Here is a 20,003-nt window from a genome sequence, read left to right on the forward strand (position 1 = left end):
ATGACCAAGACCACCTGGCTGTTTTTCATTCTGACCCTCATCACCGGCGTCATGGGGCTCAGCGCCACGTCGAATGATTGGCACACCCTTTCCCTAGGCGCCTGCGCCGTGTTCGCCAGCGCGTGGGTGATTGCCGCAATTGTCGGGCGTCGCTTCAAGTTCGACCCGGTTCTGCGCTGAACAACCGATTCACCCCCGCCGCCCCCCCCCCTCACCTCTCACCCGACCTTATGTCGCCTGGGCGCGCAAATCGGCCATTTGCCACTAGTCTTAAAAATAAGGGCAAAAGGCCACATTGCTATAGGATGTGCGCCGCAAGACCCTCGGGCATCGAGAGCCTGCGCTGCGAATACTGCGCAGAAAAGTTTTCTAACCAGTCCGCAAATTTGATAATGAGTACTGGCATAAAGCCTGTAGTCAGTTCAATATTTGTCACAGAATTGACGCCAAGGAACCGGCAAATCTGAGGCATGATGCGGCCTCTTTGCAATTCAGGTTGAACATTTGTCCGCAAACCTTGTCCTAACACACATGTTGCGGCCAATTCCAAAAACCGCTCCCCTGAACTAACCGGTTAAATATATGCGCCCATTGAAACAGGCAATTTATTCCAGCCGTACGGCTGACAAGTTCGTCGTACGTCTGCCAGACGGAATGCGGGAACGCATTGCCGAGGTGGCTCGCAATCATCACCGCAGCATGAACTCTGAAATCATCGCGCGCATGGAGCAAAGCCTTATTCAGGAAGGCGCGCTGGGTGATGAGCTGAGCATGCGTATGGACAGCCCGGAGCTGTCACTGCACGAACGCGAGCTGCTACAGCGGTTTCGCCAACTGTCCCACCGTCAGCAAAATGCGCTTGTGTCGCTGATTGCCCATGACGTTGAGGCAGCCGCAGAAGCCGAATAACCGGCAACTGAAAGCTGAAGCCAGCCTTGCGCTGGCTTTTTTTTGCGTGGTTTTTTTACTTTGGATGCAGGAGCCGGCTTGCCGGCCCCTATTGGGTTCAAAGCAGGAAGATCGTCGCCAAGCCCAGGAAGATGAAGAAGCCACCACTGTCAGTCATGGCCGTGATCATCACACTGGCGCCCATCGCCGGATCGCGCCCAAGGCGCGCGAGGGTCATGGGGATCAACACCCCCATCAAGGCCGCCAGTAGCAGGTTGAGGGTCATGGCCGCAGTCATGACCACGCCCAGGGACCAACTGCCATACAGCAGATAGGCCACCACCCCAATAACGCCCCCCCACACCAGGCCATTGATCAGGCCTACCGCCAATTCCTTGCGCATCAGGCGCGAGGTATTACCCGTGCTCACCTGGTCCAGGGCCATCGCCCGCACGATCATGGTGATGGTCTGGTTACCCGAGTTACCACCAATACCGGCCACGATCGGCATCAGCGCCGCCAATGCCACCAGCTTCTCGATAGAGCCTTCAAACAGGCCGATCACCCGCGAGGCAATGAACGCAGTAATCAGGTTGACCGCCAGCCACGCCCAACGGTTGCTCAGGGATCGCCAGACTGACGCAAAAATATCTTCCTCTTCACGCAGACCCGCCATGTTGAGGACTTCGTTTTCGCTTTCCTCACGGATCAGGTCGACCATCTCATCGATGGTCAAACGGCCGATCAGCTTGCCGTTCTTGTCGACCACCGGGGCCGAAATCAAGTCATAACGCTCGAATGCCTGGGCGGCATCGTAGGCGTCTTCATCGGGATGAAAGCTCACCGGATCGCTGGCCATGACCTCGGCCACTTGTTTGTCCGGGTCGTTGACCAGCAGGCGCTTGATCGGCAGCACGCCCTTGAGGATGCCCTCGTAGTCGACCACAAACAGCTTGTCGGTGTGCCCCGGCAGTTCCTTGAGGCGCCGCAGGTAGCGCAAGACCACTTCCAGGCTGACATCCTCACGGATAGTCACCATCTCGAAGTCCATCAATGCGCCGACTTGCTCCTCGTCATAGGACAACGCGGAGCGCACGCGCTCACGCTGCTGACCGTCGAGGGTCTCCATCAGCTCATGGACAACATCACGGGGCAGCTCAGGGGCGAGGTCGGCCAGTTCGTCGGCGTCCATCTCCTTGGCCGCAGCCAGGAGCTCGTGATCGTCCATGTCGGCGATCAGGGTCTCACGCACCGAGTCGGATACTTCAAGGAGGATGTCGCCATCGCGATCAGCCTTGACCAACTGCCAAAGCGTCAGACGATCGTCCAGCGGCAGGGCTTCAAGGATGTAGGCGACGTCGGCAGAGTGCAGGTCATCGAGCTTGCGCTGCAATTCGACGAGATTCTGCCGATGGACCAGGTTCTCGACCCGGTCTTGATGAGGACCTTCCTGGCGATGGGTCAGATCTTCGACCACACGCTGGCGCTGCAGCAGCTCGACGACTTGAGCCAGACGATCCTGCAGGCTTTCTTGTGTTTTCTTTACTTCTACTTCGGTCATAGGCGAACTCCACTCCCAGCAGCGGGGCACGCCGGAAGGATCAATCAGTCAATTCATGATTGGTAAAACGGGGTACTGAGTAACTACTGGGTAAGTCCATGGAGGTATTCCACAAGCCCCGGCGGGGCTGACGGGCGCAATGATACACCGTGCGCCCGCTTTAAACGTTAAAAAACTGGAAAGAACAAGCGCTTGCACAACAAAGCTGAGTGTTGGCCACACGTATGAAACTGCGACGACAGCCATAGAAAAGAAAACACATGGGCGAGAGAAAAACCTGCGTGGCCGAGACTATTCCTACGCAGGCCGCCAGGAAAGTAAAAACCCCAGACGGCAAAAAGCCCGCACTAGGCGGGCTTTTTGTTTGTATGGTGCACTCGACAGGATTCGAACCTGTGACCGCTCGGTTCGTAGCCGAGTACTCTATCCAGCTGAGCTACGAGTGCAGATTGTGGTTTTATACCAGATCACAACTGGTTGGAGCCAAGTTACCTGCATTTCTGCAACTAACTCTTAAATGGTGCACTCGACAGGATTCGAACCTGTGACCGCTCGGTTCGTAGCCGAGTACTCTATCCAGCTGAGCTACGAGTGCATTTGTTGCCGCGCATTATAGGCCGTTCAATCTCTATGTAAAGCTATTTTTTCGTTTAATTTCAACAACTTAGCGAAAAAACCAGATTGCAACGTACTAAGCAAATAATGGCGGAGAACGGGGGATTCGAACCCCCGACACCCTTTTGAGGTGTACTCCCTTAGCAGGGGAGCGCCTTCGGCCACTCGGCCAGCTCTCCGCAACACGGGGCGTATATTAACCAGCTTCATCCCCGTTTGCAAACATAAAAAACGATAAAAATTAATGGCTTGGTTCGTCGTCCTTCTCTTTCTTGATCCGCAGGTAGATTTCCTCACGGTGGACGGCCACCTCTTTGGGGGCATTGACCCCAATCCGCACTTGATTGCCTTTGACGCCGAGCACGGTCACGGTGATTTCGCCATCACCAATAATCAGGCTTTCTGCGCATCGACGAGTCAGAATCAGCATACCTTTCTCCTCACGCATTTCATTTCGGGAACAACAGTCTGCAAAAAAAGGCCTTGGGCCTATAACCCATCGGCCATGGCCCTGCATGCCTAAGTATTGTCGAGCACGGGCAAAAGAACAGGCCTGGGCCATCACCCGGCAAAAAAGAAAGGCGCGGATCAACCGCGCCTTCCTGGCAACGCGTTACTCGCCCTGTCGGGCCGGCGCGTCCAGTTCGAAAGCGGTGTGCAGTGCACGCACAGCCAGCTCCAGGTACTTCTCTTCAATCACCACCGACACCTTGATCTCCGATGTGGAGATCATCTGGATATTGATGGTTTCCTTGGCCAGGGACTCGAACATGCGGCTGGCAACGCCCGCATGGGAGCGCATACCCACACCAACGATCGACACCTTGGCGATCTTGGTGTCGCCGACCACTTCACGCGCCCCGATTTCCTGGGCAGTGTTCTGCAGGATACGCTCGGCCGCATCGTACTCGTTGCGGTGCACGGTGAAGGTGAAGTCGGTGGTGTTATCGTGTGCGACGTTCTGCACGATCATGTCGACTTCAATGTTCGCCGCACTGATCGGCCCAAGGATCTTGAAGGCCACGCCCGGGGTGTCTGGCACGCCACGGATGGTCAGCTTGGCTTCATCGCGGTTAAAGGCGATGCCGGAAATGATCGGCTGTTCCATGGATTCCTCTTCATCAATAGTAATGAGGGTGCCCGGACCCTCTTTAAAGCTGTGCAATACGCGCAGCGGTACGTTGTACTTGCCGGCAAACTCCACCGCACGGATCTGCAACACCTTGGACCCGAGGCTGGCCATTTCCAGCATCTCTTCGAAGGTGATCTTGTCCAGGCGCTGGGCCACGGACACTACGCGCGGGTCAGTGGTGTAGACGCCGTCCACATCGGTGTAGATCTGGCATTCGTCAGCCTTCAGGGCTGCCGCCAGCGCCACGCCGGTGGTGTCGGAACCGCCACGGCCCAGGGTCGTGATATTGCCGTGCTCGTCAACGCCCTGGAAACCGGCGACAACCACCACGCGACCGGCCTTCAGGTCACCACGAATCTTCTGGTCGTCGATCTGCAGGATGCGCGCCTTGGTGTGCGCGCTGTCCGTGAGGATCCGTACCTGGGTGCCAGTGTAGGACACCGCCGGCACGCCACGCTTGTTCAGCGCCATGGCCAACAAAGCAATGGTCACCTGCTCACCGGTGGACACGATCACATCCAGCTCACGCGCCAGCGGAGCCTGATCACCACTGATTTGCTTGGCCAGGTCGATCAGGCGATTGGTCTCGCCGCTCATGGCCGACAGCACCACCACCAGGTCGTCGCCGGCATCGCGGAATTTCTTAACCTTGTCGGCGACCTGCTCGATTCGTTCGACAGAGCCGACCGAGGTGCCTCCAAATTTCTGTACGATCAAAGCCATTTCTAAGCCGCCTCAGCCCGTAAAGGGGCGCCCAATAAACAAATCTTCCAGCAGCTAAGCGAGCCCATGACTAGACCATGGACTCATTAACAGCGCCTTAAATACCGGCCTCGACAAATGGCACGGTCAGGGCCAGGGCCGCGTCCAGGGCACCAGCGTCTACACCACCGCCTTGCGCCATGTCCGGACGACCACCGCCCTTCCCGCCCACTGCCGCAGCGGCTTGTTTCATCAAATCACCAGCCTTGAGTTGGCCAGTCAGGTCCTTGGTTACACCGGCAACCAGTACGACCTTTTCCTCATGGACACTGCCGAGCAGGATCACTGCGCGGCCGAGCTTGTTCTTCAACTGATCGACCAAGGCCAACAGCGCCTTGCCGTCCTGACCGTCCAGGCGCGCGGCCAGAACCTTCACGCCCTTGATGTCCAGTGCCGAGGCTGACAGGTCGTCACCCGCTGCGCTGGCCGCCTTGGCTTGCAACTGCTCCAGCTGTTTTTCCAGCTGGCGGTTGCGCTCCAGTACGGCAGAGAGCTTGTCGATCAGGTTGTCACGGCTGCCCTTGACCAGGGTCGCCGCTTCCTTGAGTTGTTCTTCGGCCGCATTGAGGTAGGCCAGGGCCGCAGCACCGGTCACCGCCTCGATACGCCGTACACCGGAAGCCACGCCGCCTTCGCTGATGATTTTCAGCAGGCCGATGTCACCGGTGCGCTTGGCATGGATACCGCCGCACAGTTCCACGGAGAAGCTGCCGCCCATGCTCAGCACGCGTACGTTGTCGCCGTATTTCTCGCCGAACAGCGCCATGGCGCCTTTTTTCTTGGCGGTTTCAATATCGGTTTCTTCAGTTTCTACCGCAGTGTTCTTGCGAATTTCGGCGTTGACGATGTCTTCCAATGCCTTCAATTGCTCAGGCTTGATCGCTTCAAAATGGCTGAAGTCAAAGCGCAGGCGCTGACTGTCGACCAACGACCCCTTCTGCTGGACGTGCTCGCCCAATACCTGGCGCAGCGCCGCGTGCAGCAAGTGGGTAGCCGAGTGGTTCAAGGCGGTTGCATGCCGCACATCAGCATCAACCTGAGTCTCTACCGGAGCGCCGACCGTCAGGTTACCCAGCACCAACACACCGTGATGCAGGAAAGCACCGCCGGTCTTGGTGGTGTCGCGCACGTCGAAACGACCGGATGTCGAGCGCAAGAAACCACAGTCACCGACCTGGCCGCCAGATTCGGCGTAGAACGGCGTCTGATCGAGCACCACCACCGCCTCTTCGCCTTCGCTCAAGACATCGACCGACTGGCCATCTTTATAAATAGCCACGATCTTGGCCGAGCCGACGGTGGCCTGATAACCCGTGAACTCGGTCGCCACGTCAACCTTGACCAAGGTGTTGTAATCCAGGCCAAAAGAGCTTGCGGAACGCGCGCGTACACGCTGGGCTTCCATCTCACGCTCGAAACCAACCTCATCGACCGTCAGTTCACGCTCGCGGGCGATGTCGGCCGTCAGGTCCATCGGGAAGCCATAGGTGTCATACAGCTTGAACACCACATCACCCGGCACCACGGTACCTTTGAGCTCAGCCAGGTCCTGTTCCAGGATCTTCAGGCCGTGCTCCAGGGTCTTGGAGAACTGCTCTTCTTCAGCCTTGAGCACGCGCTCGATGTTGGCTTGCTGCTGCTTGAGTTCCGGGAAGGCTTCGCCCATCTCGGCCACCAGCGCGGCAACGATTTTGTAGAAGAAGCTACCCGTGGCGCCCAACTTGTTACCGTGGCGGCAGGCGCGACGGATGATGCGGCGCAGCACGTAGCCACGGCCTTCGTTGGAGGGCAGCACGCCGTCGGCAATCAGAAAACCGCAGGAACGGATATGGTCCGATACCACTTTGAGCGAAGACTGGTTGTCGTTGGCGCAGCCAATGGCCGCGGCCGACGCGCTCAGCAGGTTCTTGAACAGGTCGATTTCGTAGTTGGAGTGAACGTGCTGCATCACCGCGCTGATCCGCTCCAGGCCCATACCGGTATCTACCGACGGCGCAGGCAGCGGATGCAACACGCCATCGGCGGTGCGGTTGAACTGCATGAACACGTTGTTCCAGATCTCGATGTAACGGTCACCGTCTTCTTCCGGCGAGCCCGGCGGGCCACCCCAGATGTCGGCGCCATGATCGTAGAAAATCTCGGTGCACGGGCCGCACGGGCCGGTATCGCCCATGGTCCAGAAGTTGTCGGAGGCGTAAGGCGCGCCCTTGTTGTCGCCAATGCGGATCATGCGCTCGACCGGCACACCAATCTGCTGGGTCCAGATGTCGTAGGCTTCGTCGTCGGTGGCGTAGACGGTGACCCAGAGTTTTTCCTTCGGCAGCTTCAGCACGCCAGTGAGGAAGGTCCAGGCGAAGTTGATCGCGTCTTGCTTGAAATAATCGCCAAAGCTGAAGTTGCCGAGCATTTCGAAAAAGGTGTGGTGACGGGCGGTGTAGCCGACGTTCTCCAGGTCGCTGTTCTTGCCGCCGGCGCGCACGCACTTCTGGCTGCTGGTGGCGCGGGTGTAGGCGCGTTTTTCCTGGCCCAGGAAGCAGTCCTTGAACTGGTTCATCCCCGCGTTGGTGAACAGCAGGGTTGGGTCATTGCCTGGGATCAAGGAGCTGGAGGAGACACGGGTGTGACCTTGCTCTTCGAAGAAGCGAAGGAAGGCTTCACGGATTTCTGCGCTTTTCATTAGGTTCTTCCACGGAGGCTGCGGCCAAAGGCCAGTGCTAAACGTCATCAGACGGAGCGACGGCAAAGGGCCGCATTATATCGGCCCTTTGCCCGTGGTACAGCGTGTTTATACGATAGAAACAGTCAATTAGACGGCCTGCACTGTCATTTCCGGGAAAACTCGACAAATGTCGCCAGCACTTGCTCCATCTGTGCCCGGCTGACGTCCAGGTGCGTGACCATGCGCAAGCGCGGGGCGGCACTCAACGTGATCCCACGCGCTTCGGCAAAGGCCTTCAGCGCCTGGGCCTGCTCGCCGATCTGCACGTAGACCATATTGGTCTGCACCGGCTCCACGCTGTAGCCGGCCTTGCGCAGCTCATCGCCGAGCCACTGGGCATTGGCGTGGTCTTCGGCCAGGCGCGCTACCTGATGGTCCAGGGCGTACAGCCCCGCCGCCGCCAAAGAACCCGCCTGGCGCATACCGCCACCGACCATCTTGCGCAAACGACGGGCCTTGGCGATCAACGCACTGGAGCCGCACAGCACCGAGCCAACCGGCGCGCCAAGGCCCTTGGACAGGCACACCGAGACCGAATCGAAATACCCGGCAATCTCCCGCGCATCCACCCCCAGCTTGACCGCCGCGTTGTACAGGCGCGCGCCGTCCAGGTGCAGGGCCAGGCCATGTTCGCGGGTAAATGCGCGTGCAGCGGCCAGGTAGCTCATGGGCAACACTTTGCCTTGCATGGTGTTTTCCAACGCCAACAGCCGGGTGCGGGCGAAGTGGAAGTCATCCGGCTTGATCGCTTCTGCGACCTGGGCCAGGTCCAGCGAACCGTCCGCCTGGACTTCCAGGGGCTGCGGCTGGATCGAACCCAGCACCGCCGCGCCGCCGCCCTCATATTTGTAGGTGTGGGCCTGTTGCCCGACGATGTATTCCTCGCCCCGCTCGCAGTGGGCCATCAGTGCCAACAGGTTGCTCATGGTGCCGGTCGGCACGAACAGCGCGGCGGCAAAGCCCAGGCGCTTGGCCAGTTCGGCTTCCAGCAGGTTGACGCTGGGGTCTTCACCGTAGACATCATCGCCGCTCGGTGCGCTGGCCATGGCATCGCGCATGCCCAGCGTGGGTTGGGTCACGGTGTCACTACGAAGATCAATAACGGACATCAAGCGGGCCTCTGCGAGTGGGGAATGACCTGTTGTAACCGATTACTGCGGGCATCGCCCACAGATATCAACCGCCTACAAGGCTGATCGGCAAACCTGTCGATAGTCGATATTAACAAGCACCCTATGCAGTTTTTCGAAATGTATGGTAAAAACTCTCCGCCGCCAGGGTTCTGGCGGCAACGTTCTCAGGGCGGGGTGCAATTCCCCACCGGCGGTAATTGCGCGCAATGCGCATAGCCCGCGAGCGCTTGGCGCCTCGAACTGCTCACGCAGGACGGCGGCAAGGTCAGCAGACCCGGTGTGATCCCGGGGCCGACGGTCATAGTCCGGATGAAGAGAGAACGGGATTGGCGCCTAAGGGCCGTGTGCTGATTTCATGCCTGCATGACACAGCTGCTCGTACCCTTAAATCCCATTCGATTCATAACGCCCTGTTTTTTTCATAAACAGGAGTCAGAACATGCAACCCACCGCAATCGACAGCAAGAGCAAAAACCACCACGGTGAGCGCGTCGCGTTTATCCAGGCTTGCTGGCACAAAGATATTGTTGATCAGAGCCGTAAAGGCTTCCTCGCCGAAATGCTCGTCCAGGGCTACCAAGAGTCGGACATCGATTTCTTTGAAGTCGGCGGCGCCTTTGAAATGCCCCTGCACGCCAAGCTACTGGCCAAGTCCGGCCGCTACGCCGGCATCGTCGCCGCCGCCCTGGTGGTGGACGGTGGGATCTATCGCCACGAGTTCGTCGCACAATCGGTAGTCAGCGGCCTGATGCAGGTGCAGTTGGAAACCGAAGTGCCAGTGTTCTCGGTGTCCCTGACGCCGCATCACTTCCACGCGGGCAGCGAGCACCACAACTTCTTCTTTGAGCACTTTGTGCACAAGGGCAAGGAAGCTGCGCAGACCTGCGCCGATACCCTGCACAAGATCCGCGCGATCCGCCGCAATGAGCCGCGTGCCTTAGCAGTCTAAGCAACCCTACCCAACCCAGTGTAAAAACTGGGTCTGGGTGGGAGCTGGCTTGCCTGCGATAGCATCGCCTCGAGGTAACTGACAGACCGAGTTGATGCTATCGCAGGCAAGCCAGCTCCTACAGTTGACCGCGCTGAACCCAAGGTTCAGGCCAGGCCAACATCTGTGGTCGGCACAATCAGGATGCCCGCCCGCAAGCCATTCTTGACCTTCGGGTTGGGGAAGATGATGCGCGCGCCCTCCTCCTCGATCACCCAGCGGGTCTTGGCGATGTCCTCGGCCAGCAGGTAGCCCTTCTCCAGTTCCGAAAAGTTCTCCACATCCGCCGGCAAATGCAGGGTGAAGGCGTCACTGTGCTTGATGATTTCCCGGGCCACGCTGAACAACTTCAGGCCGTCCAGGCCCTCGGCGGCCGGCTCGTTGCCTTCGATGATCTGCTTGAGGCGGGTTTCCAGGCGCGATACATCCACCCCCTGGTTCTGCCCGAATGGACGGGCCTTGCCCAGTTCCAGGGTGAACGACTCGGCGCCCAGCTGCTCGTAGGTAAACGCGGTGAAAGTGATGGAGGTCTTGTTCTGCAACAGCACCGCTTCCATGCCGGCCGCGCGCAAGCGGGCCAGTTCGGTGCGGGAGTGTTGGCGCCCTTCCTTGAAGGGGTACAGGGCGAACTGCTCGATCTTCGAACCGCGAATCGCCGTGTGCAGGTCGTAGTGCAGGCGCGAACGGCCGGGCACGCTGAAGAAGGTGCGGGCCAACTGCTCAAGCTCGGCGGCGCGCATGGCTTCGGGGCCGATGCTTTGTTCGTGGCGGCCGTTGAACAGCCGGTTGACGTCCTGCTCGAGGTAACGCTCGCCGCGACGCATGGCCTCGGGGTTGCCGAACAGGAACAGAATACGGGTACGGGGCTTGATCTCCCCGCGGGCGATGCCATGCAACAGGCGGTCGGCCAATTCGATCGGCGCGGTTTCGTTGCCATGGATGCCGGACGACAGCAGCACATCGGCGCCGTTGTCCCGTGCCTCAGGAGGCCGCACCTCGAGTGCGCCCTCACTGAGCCAGCGCATTTGCACGCCGTCGACAGTCAGTTGAATTTTTTGCGCCGGTTCACGACCGGCGAGGGTCAGTTCAAGCAGTTTGCCGAGGGCGAGCATAGAGCAGCTTCCTTAGTGGTTGCAGCCTGGGCCGTGGACGTGATCGTCGTCATCACCTTCAACGTCGGCCGGTTCCATTTCCAGTTGCAGGCTCATCAGGTTGGTGGCCAGCGGGCGCATCAGCAGGTTGGCGTACTCGGCGTCGCCTTCTTCCACGTCCACGCCGATCAGCAGTTGGCCACGGCCATCGTGCTGGATCCAGATTTCCTTGCCCTGCCACACCACGGCCAGGCGGGTGCAGGAGGTTTCCAGCTGGGTGCCGTCGGTGTCTTCAAGGATCAGCTTCAGGGTATCGGTGGTCATAAATAAGTCTCAGCCGTGTGGCTTTAATTGATCTGGAAAGGATAAACCGAGCCCAGTTTAAGGATTTGCGTCAGTTCATCCAATGCCGTGCGACATTCGAGCAGCAACTGCGGGTCAGCCAGATCGGTTTCACGCAGGCTGTCGCGGTAGTGCTTGCCGACCCATTGGGTCAACGTTTCGTACAGCGGTGCAGTCATGATAACCCCTGGATTGACCGCCGCCAGTTCAGCCTCCTTCAACGCCACGCGCAAACGCAGGCAGGCCGGGCCGCCGCCATTCTGCATGCTTTGCTTGAGGTCGAAGACTTTCACTTCGCCGACCGGCCCACCGGCACTGGTCAGGCTTTGCAGGTAGTGCCAGACACGCTCGTTGTTGCGGCACTCCTCGGGCACGATCAGCAGCATCGAACCGTCGGCGCGGCTCAGCAACTGGCTGTTGAACAGGTAGGAGCGCACGGCGTCTTCGACGCTGACCAGGGCGCGGGGTACGCAGATTGCCTGGAAATTGCCGCCGAGCTTGCCCAGCTTGGCCTGCAGTTCAGCGAGCATCTGCTCGGTATTGAGGAACGCATCCTCGTGATAGAACAACACTTCGCCGTTACCCACTGCGATCACGTCGTTGTGGAACACCCCGGCATCGATCACGGCCGGGTTCTGCTGGCCGTAGACCACACCGTCATCCTGCAGGCCATGCAAACGCGCAACCGCCTGGGACGCTTCGAGGGTCTGGCGCGCCGGGTACTTTTGCGGCGCCGGGTAGCGGGTGTCGAACGCACTGCGGCCGAACACGAAAAACTCCACGCCCGCCTCGCCATATTCGCGGCAGAAGCGGGTGTGGTTGGCGGCGCCTTCGTCACCGAACTGCGCCACGGCCGGCAACGCGGCGTGGTGGGCGAAGTGCTGCTGATCGGCAAACATCGCCCCCAGCACGCGGCTGGTGGTCGGGTGTTCGATGCTGCGGTGGTATTTGCAGTTGAGGTTGGCGGCGGTGAAATGCACGCGGCCGTCAAACGTGTCGGCGCTCGGGCTGACCGTCGCGGCGTTGGCCACCCACATGCTCGAGGCCGAACAACTGGCCACCAGCAACGGCATGGCGTGCTTGGCCGCCTGCTGGATCACCTGGGCGTCTGTACCGGCAAAGCCAAGGCTGCGCAGCGCGGCGACATCCGGACGTTCCTGGGGAGCAAGCACACCTTGCACAAAGCCCATGTCCATCAGGGCTTTCATTTTCGCCAGGCCCTGCAGCGCCGCTTCCCTGGGGTTGGAAGATTGCTGGCTGTTGCTCTGGGACGCGACGTTGCCGTAGGACAAACCGCCGTAGTTATGGGTCGGCCCCACGAGACCGTCAAAATTGACTTCACAGGATTTCATCGGCGAGGCTCCACGAACATCTGTTTTTATAGGCATCAAAGGTCTTCAACACACCACAAACCTGTCTTTGCAAACCCGATCAACTGCAGGTGCTGGCTTGTGTAGGAGCTGGCTTGCCTGCGATGCGGGCACCTCGGTCTTTCAGCCAGACCGAGGGGATGCCATCGCAGGCAAGCCAGCTCCCACACAAGCCCGCTCCCACATTTAGTTCAGCGTTACACCCGGCGTCAGCGCGGCTGGCAAGACCAGGCTCGGTGTCTCCAGGGATGCCACCGGGTACGCGCAGTAATCTGCCGCGTAATAGGCACTGGCGCGATGATTGCCCGACGCCCCTACCCCACCAAATGGCGCGGTGCTCGCCGCGCCGGTCAGCTGTTTGTTCCAGTTGACGATACCCGCACGGCTTTGCAGCCAGAACTGCTGGTAGCGCGCCTCGGAGTCCGACAGCAACCCTGCGGCCAAACCGTACTGAGTGTTGTTGGCCTCGCTGATCGCCGCTTCGAAATCCGTGTAGCGAACCACTTGCAGCAACGGGCCGAACAGCTCTTCGTCCTCGCGCTCGGTCACGGCGGTCACGTCGATGATGCCAGGTGTCAGCAAGGCTGCCTGCGCCTGGGGCTGGGTCATTTCCAGCAGCGCCACGGCGCCGTTGGCCAGCATCAATTCCTGGGCCGCCATCAAGGCCTTGGCCGCGCCCAGGGAAATCACCGAGCCCATGAATGGCGGTGGTTGCTGGTCGAAGGCCCCCACGGCAATGGTCGCACTGACGGCAACCAGGCGCGCCAGCAGTGCGTCGCCCCAGGCGCCTTCCGGCACCAGCAGCCGCCGGGCACAGGTGCAGCGCTGGCCGGCAGAAATAAAGGCCGACTGGATGATGGTGTAGACCGCTGCATCCACATCGGCCACCTGGTCCACCACCAGCGGGTTGTTGCCGCCCATTTCCAGCGCGAGGATCTTGTCCGGGCGCCCGGCGAACTGCTGGTGCAGGTGATTGCCGGTGCGGCTGGAACCGGTGAAGAACAGGCCGTCGATACCTGGATTGGAGGCCAGGGCGATCCCGGTCTCCCGCGCGCCTTGCAGCAGGTTCAACACGCCCGCCGGCAGGCCGGCTTCGATCCAGCACTGTACCGTCAGCTCGGCCACTTTAGGGGTCAGCTCGCTCGGCTTGAACAACACGGTATTGCCCGCGAGCAAGGCCGGGACGATATGCCCGTTGGGCAAGTGGCCGGGGAAGTTGTAAGGACCGAATACTGCGACCACGCCGTGAGGCTTGTGGCGCAACACCGCCGTGGCGTCGCCCAGGGGGCCGCTCTTCTCGCCGGTACGTTCGCGGTAGCTCTGCACCGAGATCGCGATTTTGTTGGCCATGCTGGTAACTTCGGTGGCCGACTCCCACAGCGGCTTGCCGGTTTCTTCGCCAATGCAGCGGGCGATTTCATCGGCGCGGCTCTTCAAGGTGGCGGCAAAGGTTTCCAGCACGCTGATGCGCTCTTCCAGGGGGCGCTTGGCCCAGGCAGGGAATGCCTGGCGCGCAGCCTGCACGGCGGACTCGACCTGCTCGACACTGGCGCCATTGCCGGCCCAGATCACCTGCTGGGTCACCGGGTTCAGCGACTCAAAGCGTTCACCCTGGCCAGCCAGCCAGCTCCCTGCGATATACAACGAATTCATTATTTCGACTCCCGGGCAGCAGACAACGGTACGGCACGCACTTGATCACCGGCCACCAGTTGCAGGCGCTTGGCGGTCAGCGGATCGACCACCAGGGTGCCCGCAGCCAGGCGCGCCGGTGCGGCGGTGATGCGGCACTCTTCACGTTTACGGTTATGCATCAGGAACGGCGTGGCGTCGTCCCCCGGCGTGCCGATGGCCAGCACCAGCGCCTGGCTGTCACGCACCGCGCGGATCTTGCTGGTCTCACACTCCACCGCAGGGCCCGCGTCGAAGATATCGACGTAGCCCTGGTAGCTGAAGCCTTCGCTCTTGAGCATGCTCAGGGCCGGCTCGGTGTCGGGATGGACCTTGCCGATCACGTTGCGCGCGTCCTCGGACAAAAAGCAGGTGTACAGCGGGAACTTGGGCATCAGCTCGGCAATAAACGCCTTGTTGCCTACGCCGGTGAGGTAGTCAGCCTGGCTGAACTCCATCTTGAAGAAGTGCCGGCCCAGGCTTTCCCAGAACGGCGAACGCCCGGCGTCGTTGGACACCCCGCGCATCTCGGCAATGATCTTGTTGCCAAACAGCTGCGGGAATTCAGCAATGAACAGCATCCGTGCCTTGGCCAGCATGCGGCCATTGAGGCCGTTGCGGTAATCGGCATGCAGGAACAACGAGCACAGCTCGGAGTTGCCCGTCAGGTCGTTGGCCAGGAACAGCGTAGGAATCTCGCGATAGATGTTCAGCTCCTGGGAGGCGCTGACCGTCAGGCCGACCCGGAAGTTGTACCACGGCTCACGCAGGCCGACGGCGCCAGCGATGGCGGAAATCCCCACCACCCGGCCTTCGTCGTTTTCCAGCACGAACAGGTAGTCGGCATCACCACGCCCAGCTTCGCCGCGAAAGGTCTTTTCAGCCCAGCCAACCCGGTGGGTCAGGCGCTCTTCATTGGCCGGCAAGGTGGTAAGGCCGGTGCCGGTGCTGCGCGCCAGATCAATCAGGGCCGGTAAATCGCTGCTGCGTACGGGACGAACGATCATGCTATCTCCTCAGACGGGCCGCTTTGCAGCCACCCGCGAAACTCTGCTTTTTAAACCGCTACCAGGCGCACGCTGGCGCCTTCGCCGACGCCCAGGGCTTCGGCCGCTTCCAGGTCCAGGGTCACCGGCTTGCCCGGCGCGTAGTCCAGTTCCAGCATCACTGCGCGGTAATCCTGCAACTGCGCGTTGCTCACCAGGTACTGGCGGCCGACGCCCTTGACCATCTCGCCGATCTTCACCGGCACCACGCGGCTCTGGGCGATCGAACGGATGCCCGAGACCCGCGCATGCAGGGTCGGGCCACCGTCGAAGATGTCGATGTAATGATCGGTTTCAAAACCTTCGCGCATCAGGATGTCGAAGGTGATCTGCGCACGCGGGTGCACCTGGCCCATGGCTTCCTGGGCTTCGTCGGGCAACAGCGGCACGTAGATCGGGTAGTGGGGCATCAGCTCGGCGAGGAAGGTGCGGCTCTTCAACCCGCACAGGCGCTCGGCGGCGGCGTAGTTGAGGTCGAAGAAGTTGCGGCCAATGGCGTCCCAGAACGGCGAATCACCGTTCTCGTCGCTGTAGCCGACAATCTCGGTCACCACCGAGTCGGCAAACCGCTCGGGGTGGCTTGCGACAAACAGCAGGCGGCCACGGGAGTTGAGTTCCGACCAGGCCGAACCCACCAGTTCCGGCACCACGTAGAAGCTGGTCAGCAAGCTGTTGCCGGTCAGGTCGTGGCACTGGGACAGGACGTGAATCTTGTTGTGGATCTTCAGTTCGCGGGACGCGTGGACGAAGGTCTCATTGCGAAAGCTGTAGAACGGCTCGGAATAACCGGCCGAGGCAACGATGGCCGAACAGCCCACCAGCTTGCCGGCGACGGTGTCTTCGAGGACAAAGAAATAGCTTTCTTCACCGTTGAAACTCACTTCGGCGGCGAAGGACGCTTCGCTGGCGGCGATTTTGTCGCTCAGGCGTTCAACGTCATCCGGCAGGGAGGTGACACCAATCGGGCTGTCCGCAGCCAGACGCTGTACCTCGCCCAGATCAGCCATTTGCGCGGGGCGCATCACCAGCATGGTGTCACTCCTTAACTCGAAAACTTCATAAAAAAATGCCGGACACTGAACCTGGAATCACCCAGGTTCCAATGTGGGAGCGGGCTTGCCCACGATTGCGGTGGGCCAGTCACAACAACGTCGACTGACAGATCGCTATCGCGGGCAAGCCCGCTCGCACATTTGATCCGGTTCGTTAGATAAATGTGTATCTATCAAGCTTGCGTCAGCGTTTTTACAGCACGTTCAAAGCGGTCCAGACCTTCATTGATGTCCGCCTCTTCCACCACCAGGCTTGGCGCAAAACGCACCACGTCCGGGCCGGCCTGCAGGATCATCAGGTTTTCTTTCTCGGCCGCGTTGAACACGTCCTTGGCCTTGCCCTTGAACGCGTCGCTCAATACGCAACCGAGCAGCAGGCCCATGCCACGTACTTGGGTGAAGATCCCGTATTGCTGGCCGATCTGCTCCAGGCGGGCCTTGAACAGCTCGTGCTTGGCATTGACGCCGGCCAGCACCTGGGGGGTGTTGATCACGTCGATCACCGCTTCGGCCACCGCGCATGCCAGCGGGTTGCCGCCGTAGGTGGTGCCGTGGGTGCCGACCACCAGGTGCTTGGCCAGGTCTTCGCGCGTCAGCATCGCGGCAATCGGGAAGCCGCCGCCCAGGCTCTTGGCGCTGGTGAGGATGTCGGGTACCACGCCGTAGTGCTGGTAGGCAAACAGATGGCCGCTGCGGCCCATGCCAGTCTGCACTTCGTCGAACACCAGCAGCGCGTTGTTGGCGTCACACAGGTCGCGGGCACCTTGCAGGTACGCAAGCTCAGCCGGCAACACGCCGCCTTCGCCCTGGATCGGTTCCAGCACCACGGCGCAGGTCTTGTCCGACACCGCGGCTTTCAGCGCGTCCAGGTCGTTATAAGGAACGTGGGTGATGCCGGTGATTTTAGGACCGAAACCATCGGAGTACTTCGACTGGCCACCGACGTTGACCGTAAACAGAGTGCGGCCGTGGAAGCTGTTCAGGGCGGCGATGATCTCGTATTTCTCGCTGCCGAAACGGTCGAACGCCACGCGACGGGCCAGCTTGAAGGCGGCCTCGTTGGCTTCGGCGCCCGAGTTGCAGAAGAACACACGCTCGGCAAAGGTGGCGTCGATCAGCTTATGGGCCAGGCGCAGGGCCGGCTCGTTGGTGAAGACGTTGGAGACGTGCCACAGCTTGTTGGCCTGGGCGGTCAGTGCACCGACCAGCGCCGGGTGGGCATGGCCCAGCACGTTCACTGCGATGCCGCCGGCAAAATCGATCAGCTCGCGACCCGACTGGTCCCACACGCGGGAACCTTCGCCACGCACAGGGATAAAGGCGGCAGGGGCATAGTTGGGCACCATGACCTGGTCGAAATCGGCACGTTGCACCGGGGCTTGCTCAACGGACATCGGAGTCTCCTGAAGAGGAACGCCTGCCTGGAACTGGCGGGCGATGCAGGGATTGTAAGGACAGTTTTCAGCGCGGCCTTGCCGCCAAGCGACAACTTCTTATAGCGCCAACCCCCGTTTTACGCGGGTTTACGCCAATGCGACAAATAGCTTCGCAATGGCGCAGTTTAAACAGAAGACAGGCGGTTGCGGCAGTGCCGTGGGAATTTTGCTCAGCTGCATCCGCAGGGCAAGGCCCTGCTCAGCCGCGCTCGGATGGCACCGACGACAACTCGAACGGGCTGCTGCTGCGCCGCTGGTTGCGATCTTCACGGGGGGTGGCGCCGAAGAAGTTGCGGTAGGCGCTGGAAAAGTGCGGCCCCGAGGAGAAGCCGCAGGACAGGCCGATCTGGATGATCGATTTGCTGGTTTGCATCAGCATCTGGCGCGCCTTGTTCAGGCGCAGCTCCAGGTAGTACTGGCTGGGAACGCGGTTGAGGTACTGCTTGAAGATGCGCTCCAGTTGTCGTCGCGACACGCACACATGCTGGGCGATTTCGTCAGTGGTCAGCGGCTCTTCGATATTGGCTTCCATCAGCAACACTGCCTGGGTCAGCTTCGGATGGCTGGACCCCAGGCGGTTCTGCAATGGAATGCGCTGGCGTTCGCCACCTTCGCGGATGCGCTCTACCACCAATTCTTCGGAGACCGCACCGGCCAGTTCGGCACCGTGATCACGGGCCAACACCGCCAGCAGCAGGTCGAGCACCGACATGCCACCGCAGGCGGTCAGGCGATCACGGTCCCAGTCGAACAAATGGCTGGTGGCGATGACCTTGGGGAAACGCTCGGCAAAGTCATCCTGCCAGCGCCAGTGCACGGCGGCGCGATAGCCGTCGAGCAAACCCAGTTGCGCCAACGGATACACGCCCGCCGACAAGCCGCCGATCACGCAGCCGGCACGCACCAGTTGCTTGAGCGCGGTGCCCAACTGGGACGCGATCACGGTGGGCGGCTCGTCGGCCAGCAGGAACAGCTTCTGGAAGCCTTCCAGCTTGCCGGCCCAGGGTTCGCCGGGCAGCTTCCAGTCACCCTCGACCGGCGGCTCGGCCTGCAGGAATGACACCTCGTAGACCACGTCTGGATGCACCCGCTGGGCCACACGCAAGGCCTCCTCAGCCAGCGCAAGCGTCAGGGCTTTAGTGCTGGGCCAAATCAGGAAACCGATGCGATGGGCTGTCATGGAGGGCTATCCGAAACGAAAACGGTAATGAAGACAAGGGCCAATGCTAGCCCGTAAACCAACACAAATCTCAAAACAAACAGAGATCTAATGTGGGAGTTGGCTTGCCGGCGATAGCGGTGGGACTGGCTTACCGCTATCGCCGGCAAGCCGGCTCCTACAAGGAATCGAGGCCAACCTCAAGGCTGCGAAGCATGCACTATTTCAGTGCATAAACGCAGCCTTGTTTACTTCAAGCTACCGGACAAGAACTGCTGCAACCGCTCGGACTGCGGGTTGACCAGCACTTCACGCGGGTTGCCGCGCTCTTCGACAATGCCTTTGTGCAGGAACACCAACTGGTTGGACACTTCACGGGCAAAGCCCATTTCGTGGGTCACTACCACCATCGTCCGGCCTTCCAGGGCCAGGTCCTGCATGACCTTCAACACTTCGCCGACCAGCTCCGGGTCAAGGGCCGAGGTCGGCTCGTCAAACAGCATCACCTCAGGCTCCATCGCCAGCGCCCGGGCAATCGCCACGCGCTGCTGCTCGCCACCGGACATATGGCCGGGGAAGGCATCCTTGCGATGAGCCACGCCGACTTTGGCCAGGTAGTGCTCGGCCTTTTCACGGGCGTCTTTTTTCGACATGCCCAGCACATGCACCGGGGCTTCCATGACGTTTTCCAGCGCGGTCATGTGCGACCACAGGTTGAAATGCTGGAACACCATCGACAGACGCGAACGCATACGCTGCAACTGCTTGGGGTCGGCGGCTTTCATCGCGCCGTCTTTGTTGGCCACCAGCTTCAGCTCTTCGTTATTGAGCAGGATCTTGCCGGCGTGAGGCTGCTCCAGCAGGTTGATGCAGCGCAAAAAGGTGCTTTTGCCCGAGCCACTGGAACCGATGATGCTGATCACATCACCGGCCGCGGCGGCCAGGGACACGCCTTTGAGCACTTCATGACTGCCATAGCGTTTATGCAGGTCTTGGACTTCAAGTTTGTACATGCGGTCGGTTCTCACAAAAACAGTT

Annotated in this window: 17 protein-coding genes, 3 tRNA genes and 1 riboswitch; of the genes, 3 read left to right on the forward strand and 17 right to left on the reverse strand. The window is 60.4% G+C overall.

Going from position 1 to position 20,003, the window contains the following annotated elements:
• Both ACO77H_RS20635 and ACO77H_RS20640 read left to right on the forward strand, forming a co-directional pair.
• Positions 1-180, forward strand: a complete 180-nt coding sequence (locus ACO77H_RS20635; RefSeq protein WP_169955165.1) for a PA3371 family protein — start codon at positions 1-3, stop codon at positions 178-180.
• A 402-nt stretch (positions 181-582) separates the two neighbouring features.
• On the forward strand, positions 583-909 hold the full coding sequence (locus tag ACO77H_RS20640; protein WP_029294475.1) for an Arc family DNA-binding protein: 327 nt from the start codon (positions 583-585) through the stop codon (positions 907-909).
• Between the two features lie 97 nt (positions 910-1,006).
• On the opposite strand, the gene mgtE is transcribed toward ACO77H_RS20640, so the two are convergent.
• The 8 genes from mgtE to ltaE all read right to left on the reverse strand — a co-directional run bounded on the left by mgtE (position 1,007) and on the right by ltaE (position 8,786).
• Entirely contained in the window at positions 1,007-2,449 is a 1,443-nt protein-coding gene (mgtE, locus tag ACO77H_RS20645) for a magnesium transporter (protein WP_169955164.1), read from the reverse strand.
• Positions 2,450-2,818: 369 nt separating this feature from the next.
• Positions 2,819-2,895 (reverse strand) — tRNA-Arg (locus tag ACO77H_RS20650).
• A 72-nt stretch (positions 2,896-2,967) separates the two neighbouring features.
• A tRNA-Arg gene (locus tag ACO77H_RS20655) sits at positions 2,968-3,044 on the reverse strand.
• A gap of 108 nt (positions 3,045-3,152) precedes the next feature.
• Positions 3,153-3,243 (reverse strand) — tRNA-Ser (locus ACO77H_RS20660).
• A gap of 62 nt (positions 3,244-3,305) precedes the next feature.
• Positions 3,306-3,494, reverse strand: coding sequence for a carbon storage regulator CsrA (gene csrA, locus ACO77H_RS20665; protein ID WP_003178872.1), 189 nt, complete (start codon positions 3,492-3,494; stop codon positions 3,306-3,308).
• A gap of 183 nt (positions 3,495-3,677) precedes the next feature.
• Positions 3,678-4,919, reverse strand: a complete 1,242-nt coding sequence (locus tag ACO77H_RS20670; RefSeq protein WP_038442619.1) for an aspartate kinase — start codon at positions 4,917-4,919, stop codon at positions 3,678-3,680.
• Between the two features lie 97 nt (positions 4,920-5,016).
• Positions 5,017-7,635 carry an alanine--tRNA ligase gene (alaS, locus tag ACO77H_RS20675; RefSeq protein ID WP_170043788.1) on the reverse strand — a complete coding sequence of 873 codons (2,619 nt, stop codon included), beginning with the start codon at positions 7,633-7,635 and terminating at the stop codon, positions 5,017-5,019.
• A 146-nt stretch (positions 7,636-7,781) separates the two neighbouring features.
• Positions 7,782-8,786 carry a low-specificity L-threonine aldolase gene (gene ltaE, locus ACO77H_RS20680; RefSeq protein WP_432754511.1) on the reverse strand — a complete coding sequence of 335 codons (1,005 nt, stop codon included), beginning with the start codon at positions 8,784-8,786 and terminating at the stop codon, positions 7,782-7,784.
• A gap of 180 nt (positions 8,787-8,966) precedes the next feature.
• A riboswitch (FMN riboswitch) is annotated at positions 8,967-9,136 on the forward strand.
• Positions 9,137-9,249: 113 nt separating this feature from the next.
• Between ltaE and ACO77H_RS20685 the strand changes: the two genes are divergently transcribed.
• A complete protein-coding gene (locus ACO77H_RS20685; protein WP_169955161.1) occupies positions 9,250-9,759 on the forward strand; it encodes a 6,7-dimethyl-8-ribityllumazine synthase in 510 nt (169 codons plus the stop codon).
• A gap of 146 nt (positions 9,760-9,905) precedes the next feature.
• Here ACO77H_RS20685 and astE read toward each other — a convergent pair whose 3' ends face one another.
• From astE to ACO77H_RS20730, 9 genes are all read right to left on the reverse strand, one after another.
• Positions 9,906-10,910, reverse strand: a complete 1,005-nt coding sequence (astE, locus tag ACO77H_RS20690; protein WP_170043789.1) for a succinylglutamate desuccinylase — start codon at positions 10,908-10,910, stop codon at positions 9,906-9,908.
• A 12-nt stretch (positions 10,911-10,922) separates the two neighbouring features.
• Positions 10,923-11,213 carry a hypothetical protein gene (locus ACO77H_RS20695; RefSeq protein WP_029294458.1) on the reverse strand — a complete coding sequence of 97 codons (291 nt, stop codon included), beginning with the start codon at positions 11,211-11,213 and terminating at the stop codon, positions 10,923-10,925.
• A gap of 23 nt (positions 11,214-11,236) precedes the next feature.
• Positions 11,237-12,583: an N-succinylarginine dihydrolase gene (astB, locus tag ACO77H_RS20700; RefSeq protein WP_172312950.1), complete on the reverse strand. Its 1,347-nt coding sequence runs from the start codon at positions 12,581-12,583 to the stop codon at positions 11,237-11,239.
• 204 nt (positions 12,584-12,787) lie between these two features.
• Positions 12,788-14,257 (reverse strand): succinylglutamate-semialdehyde dehydrogenase, encoded by a 1,470-nt coding sequence (gene astD, locus ACO77H_RS20705; RefSeq protein ID WP_432755774.1) that lies wholly within the window; start codon positions 14,255-14,257, stop codon positions 12,788-12,790.
• On the reverse strand, positions 14,254-15,279 hold the full coding sequence (astA, locus tag ACO77H_RS20710) for an arginine N-succinyltransferase (protein WP_169955158.1): 1,026 nt from the start codon (positions 15,277-15,279) through the stop codon (positions 14,254-14,256). Before astA ends, astD begins: the two co-directional genes overlap by 4 nt.
• Positions 15,280-15,329: 50 nt before the next feature.
• A complete protein-coding gene (gene aruF / locus ACO77H_RS20715; RefSeq protein ID WP_032861580.1) occupies positions 15,330-16,349 on the reverse strand; it encodes an arginine/ornithine succinyltransferase subunit alpha in 1,020 nt (339 codons plus the stop codon).
• Positions 16,350-16,543: 194 nt separating this feature from the next.
• Complete coding sequence (locus ACO77H_RS20720) at positions 16,544-17,764, reverse strand: aspartate aminotransferase family protein (protein WP_169955157.1); 1,221 nt, start codon at positions 17,762-17,764, stop codon at positions 16,544-16,546.
• Positions 17,765-18,005: 241 nt separating this feature from the next.
• On the reverse strand, positions 18,006-18,986 hold the full coding sequence (gene argR / locus ACO77H_RS20725) for a transcriptional regulator ArgR (RefSeq protein WP_169955156.1): 981 nt from the start codon (positions 18,984-18,986) through the stop codon (positions 18,006-18,008).
• A gap of 227 nt (positions 18,987-19,213) precedes the next feature.
• A complete protein-coding gene (locus ACO77H_RS20730; protein ID WP_029294441.1) occupies positions 19,214-19,978 on the reverse strand; it encodes an ABC transporter ATP-binding protein in 765 nt (254 codons plus the stop codon).
• Positions 19,979-20,003: the final 25 nt, after the last annotated feature.

The sequence above is a fragment of the Pseudomonas sp. WMBT8 genome, assembly GCF_050916005.1.
Classification (GTDB): Bacteria; Pseudomonadota; Gammaproteobacteria; order Pseudomonadales; family Pseudomonadaceae; genus Aquipseudomonas.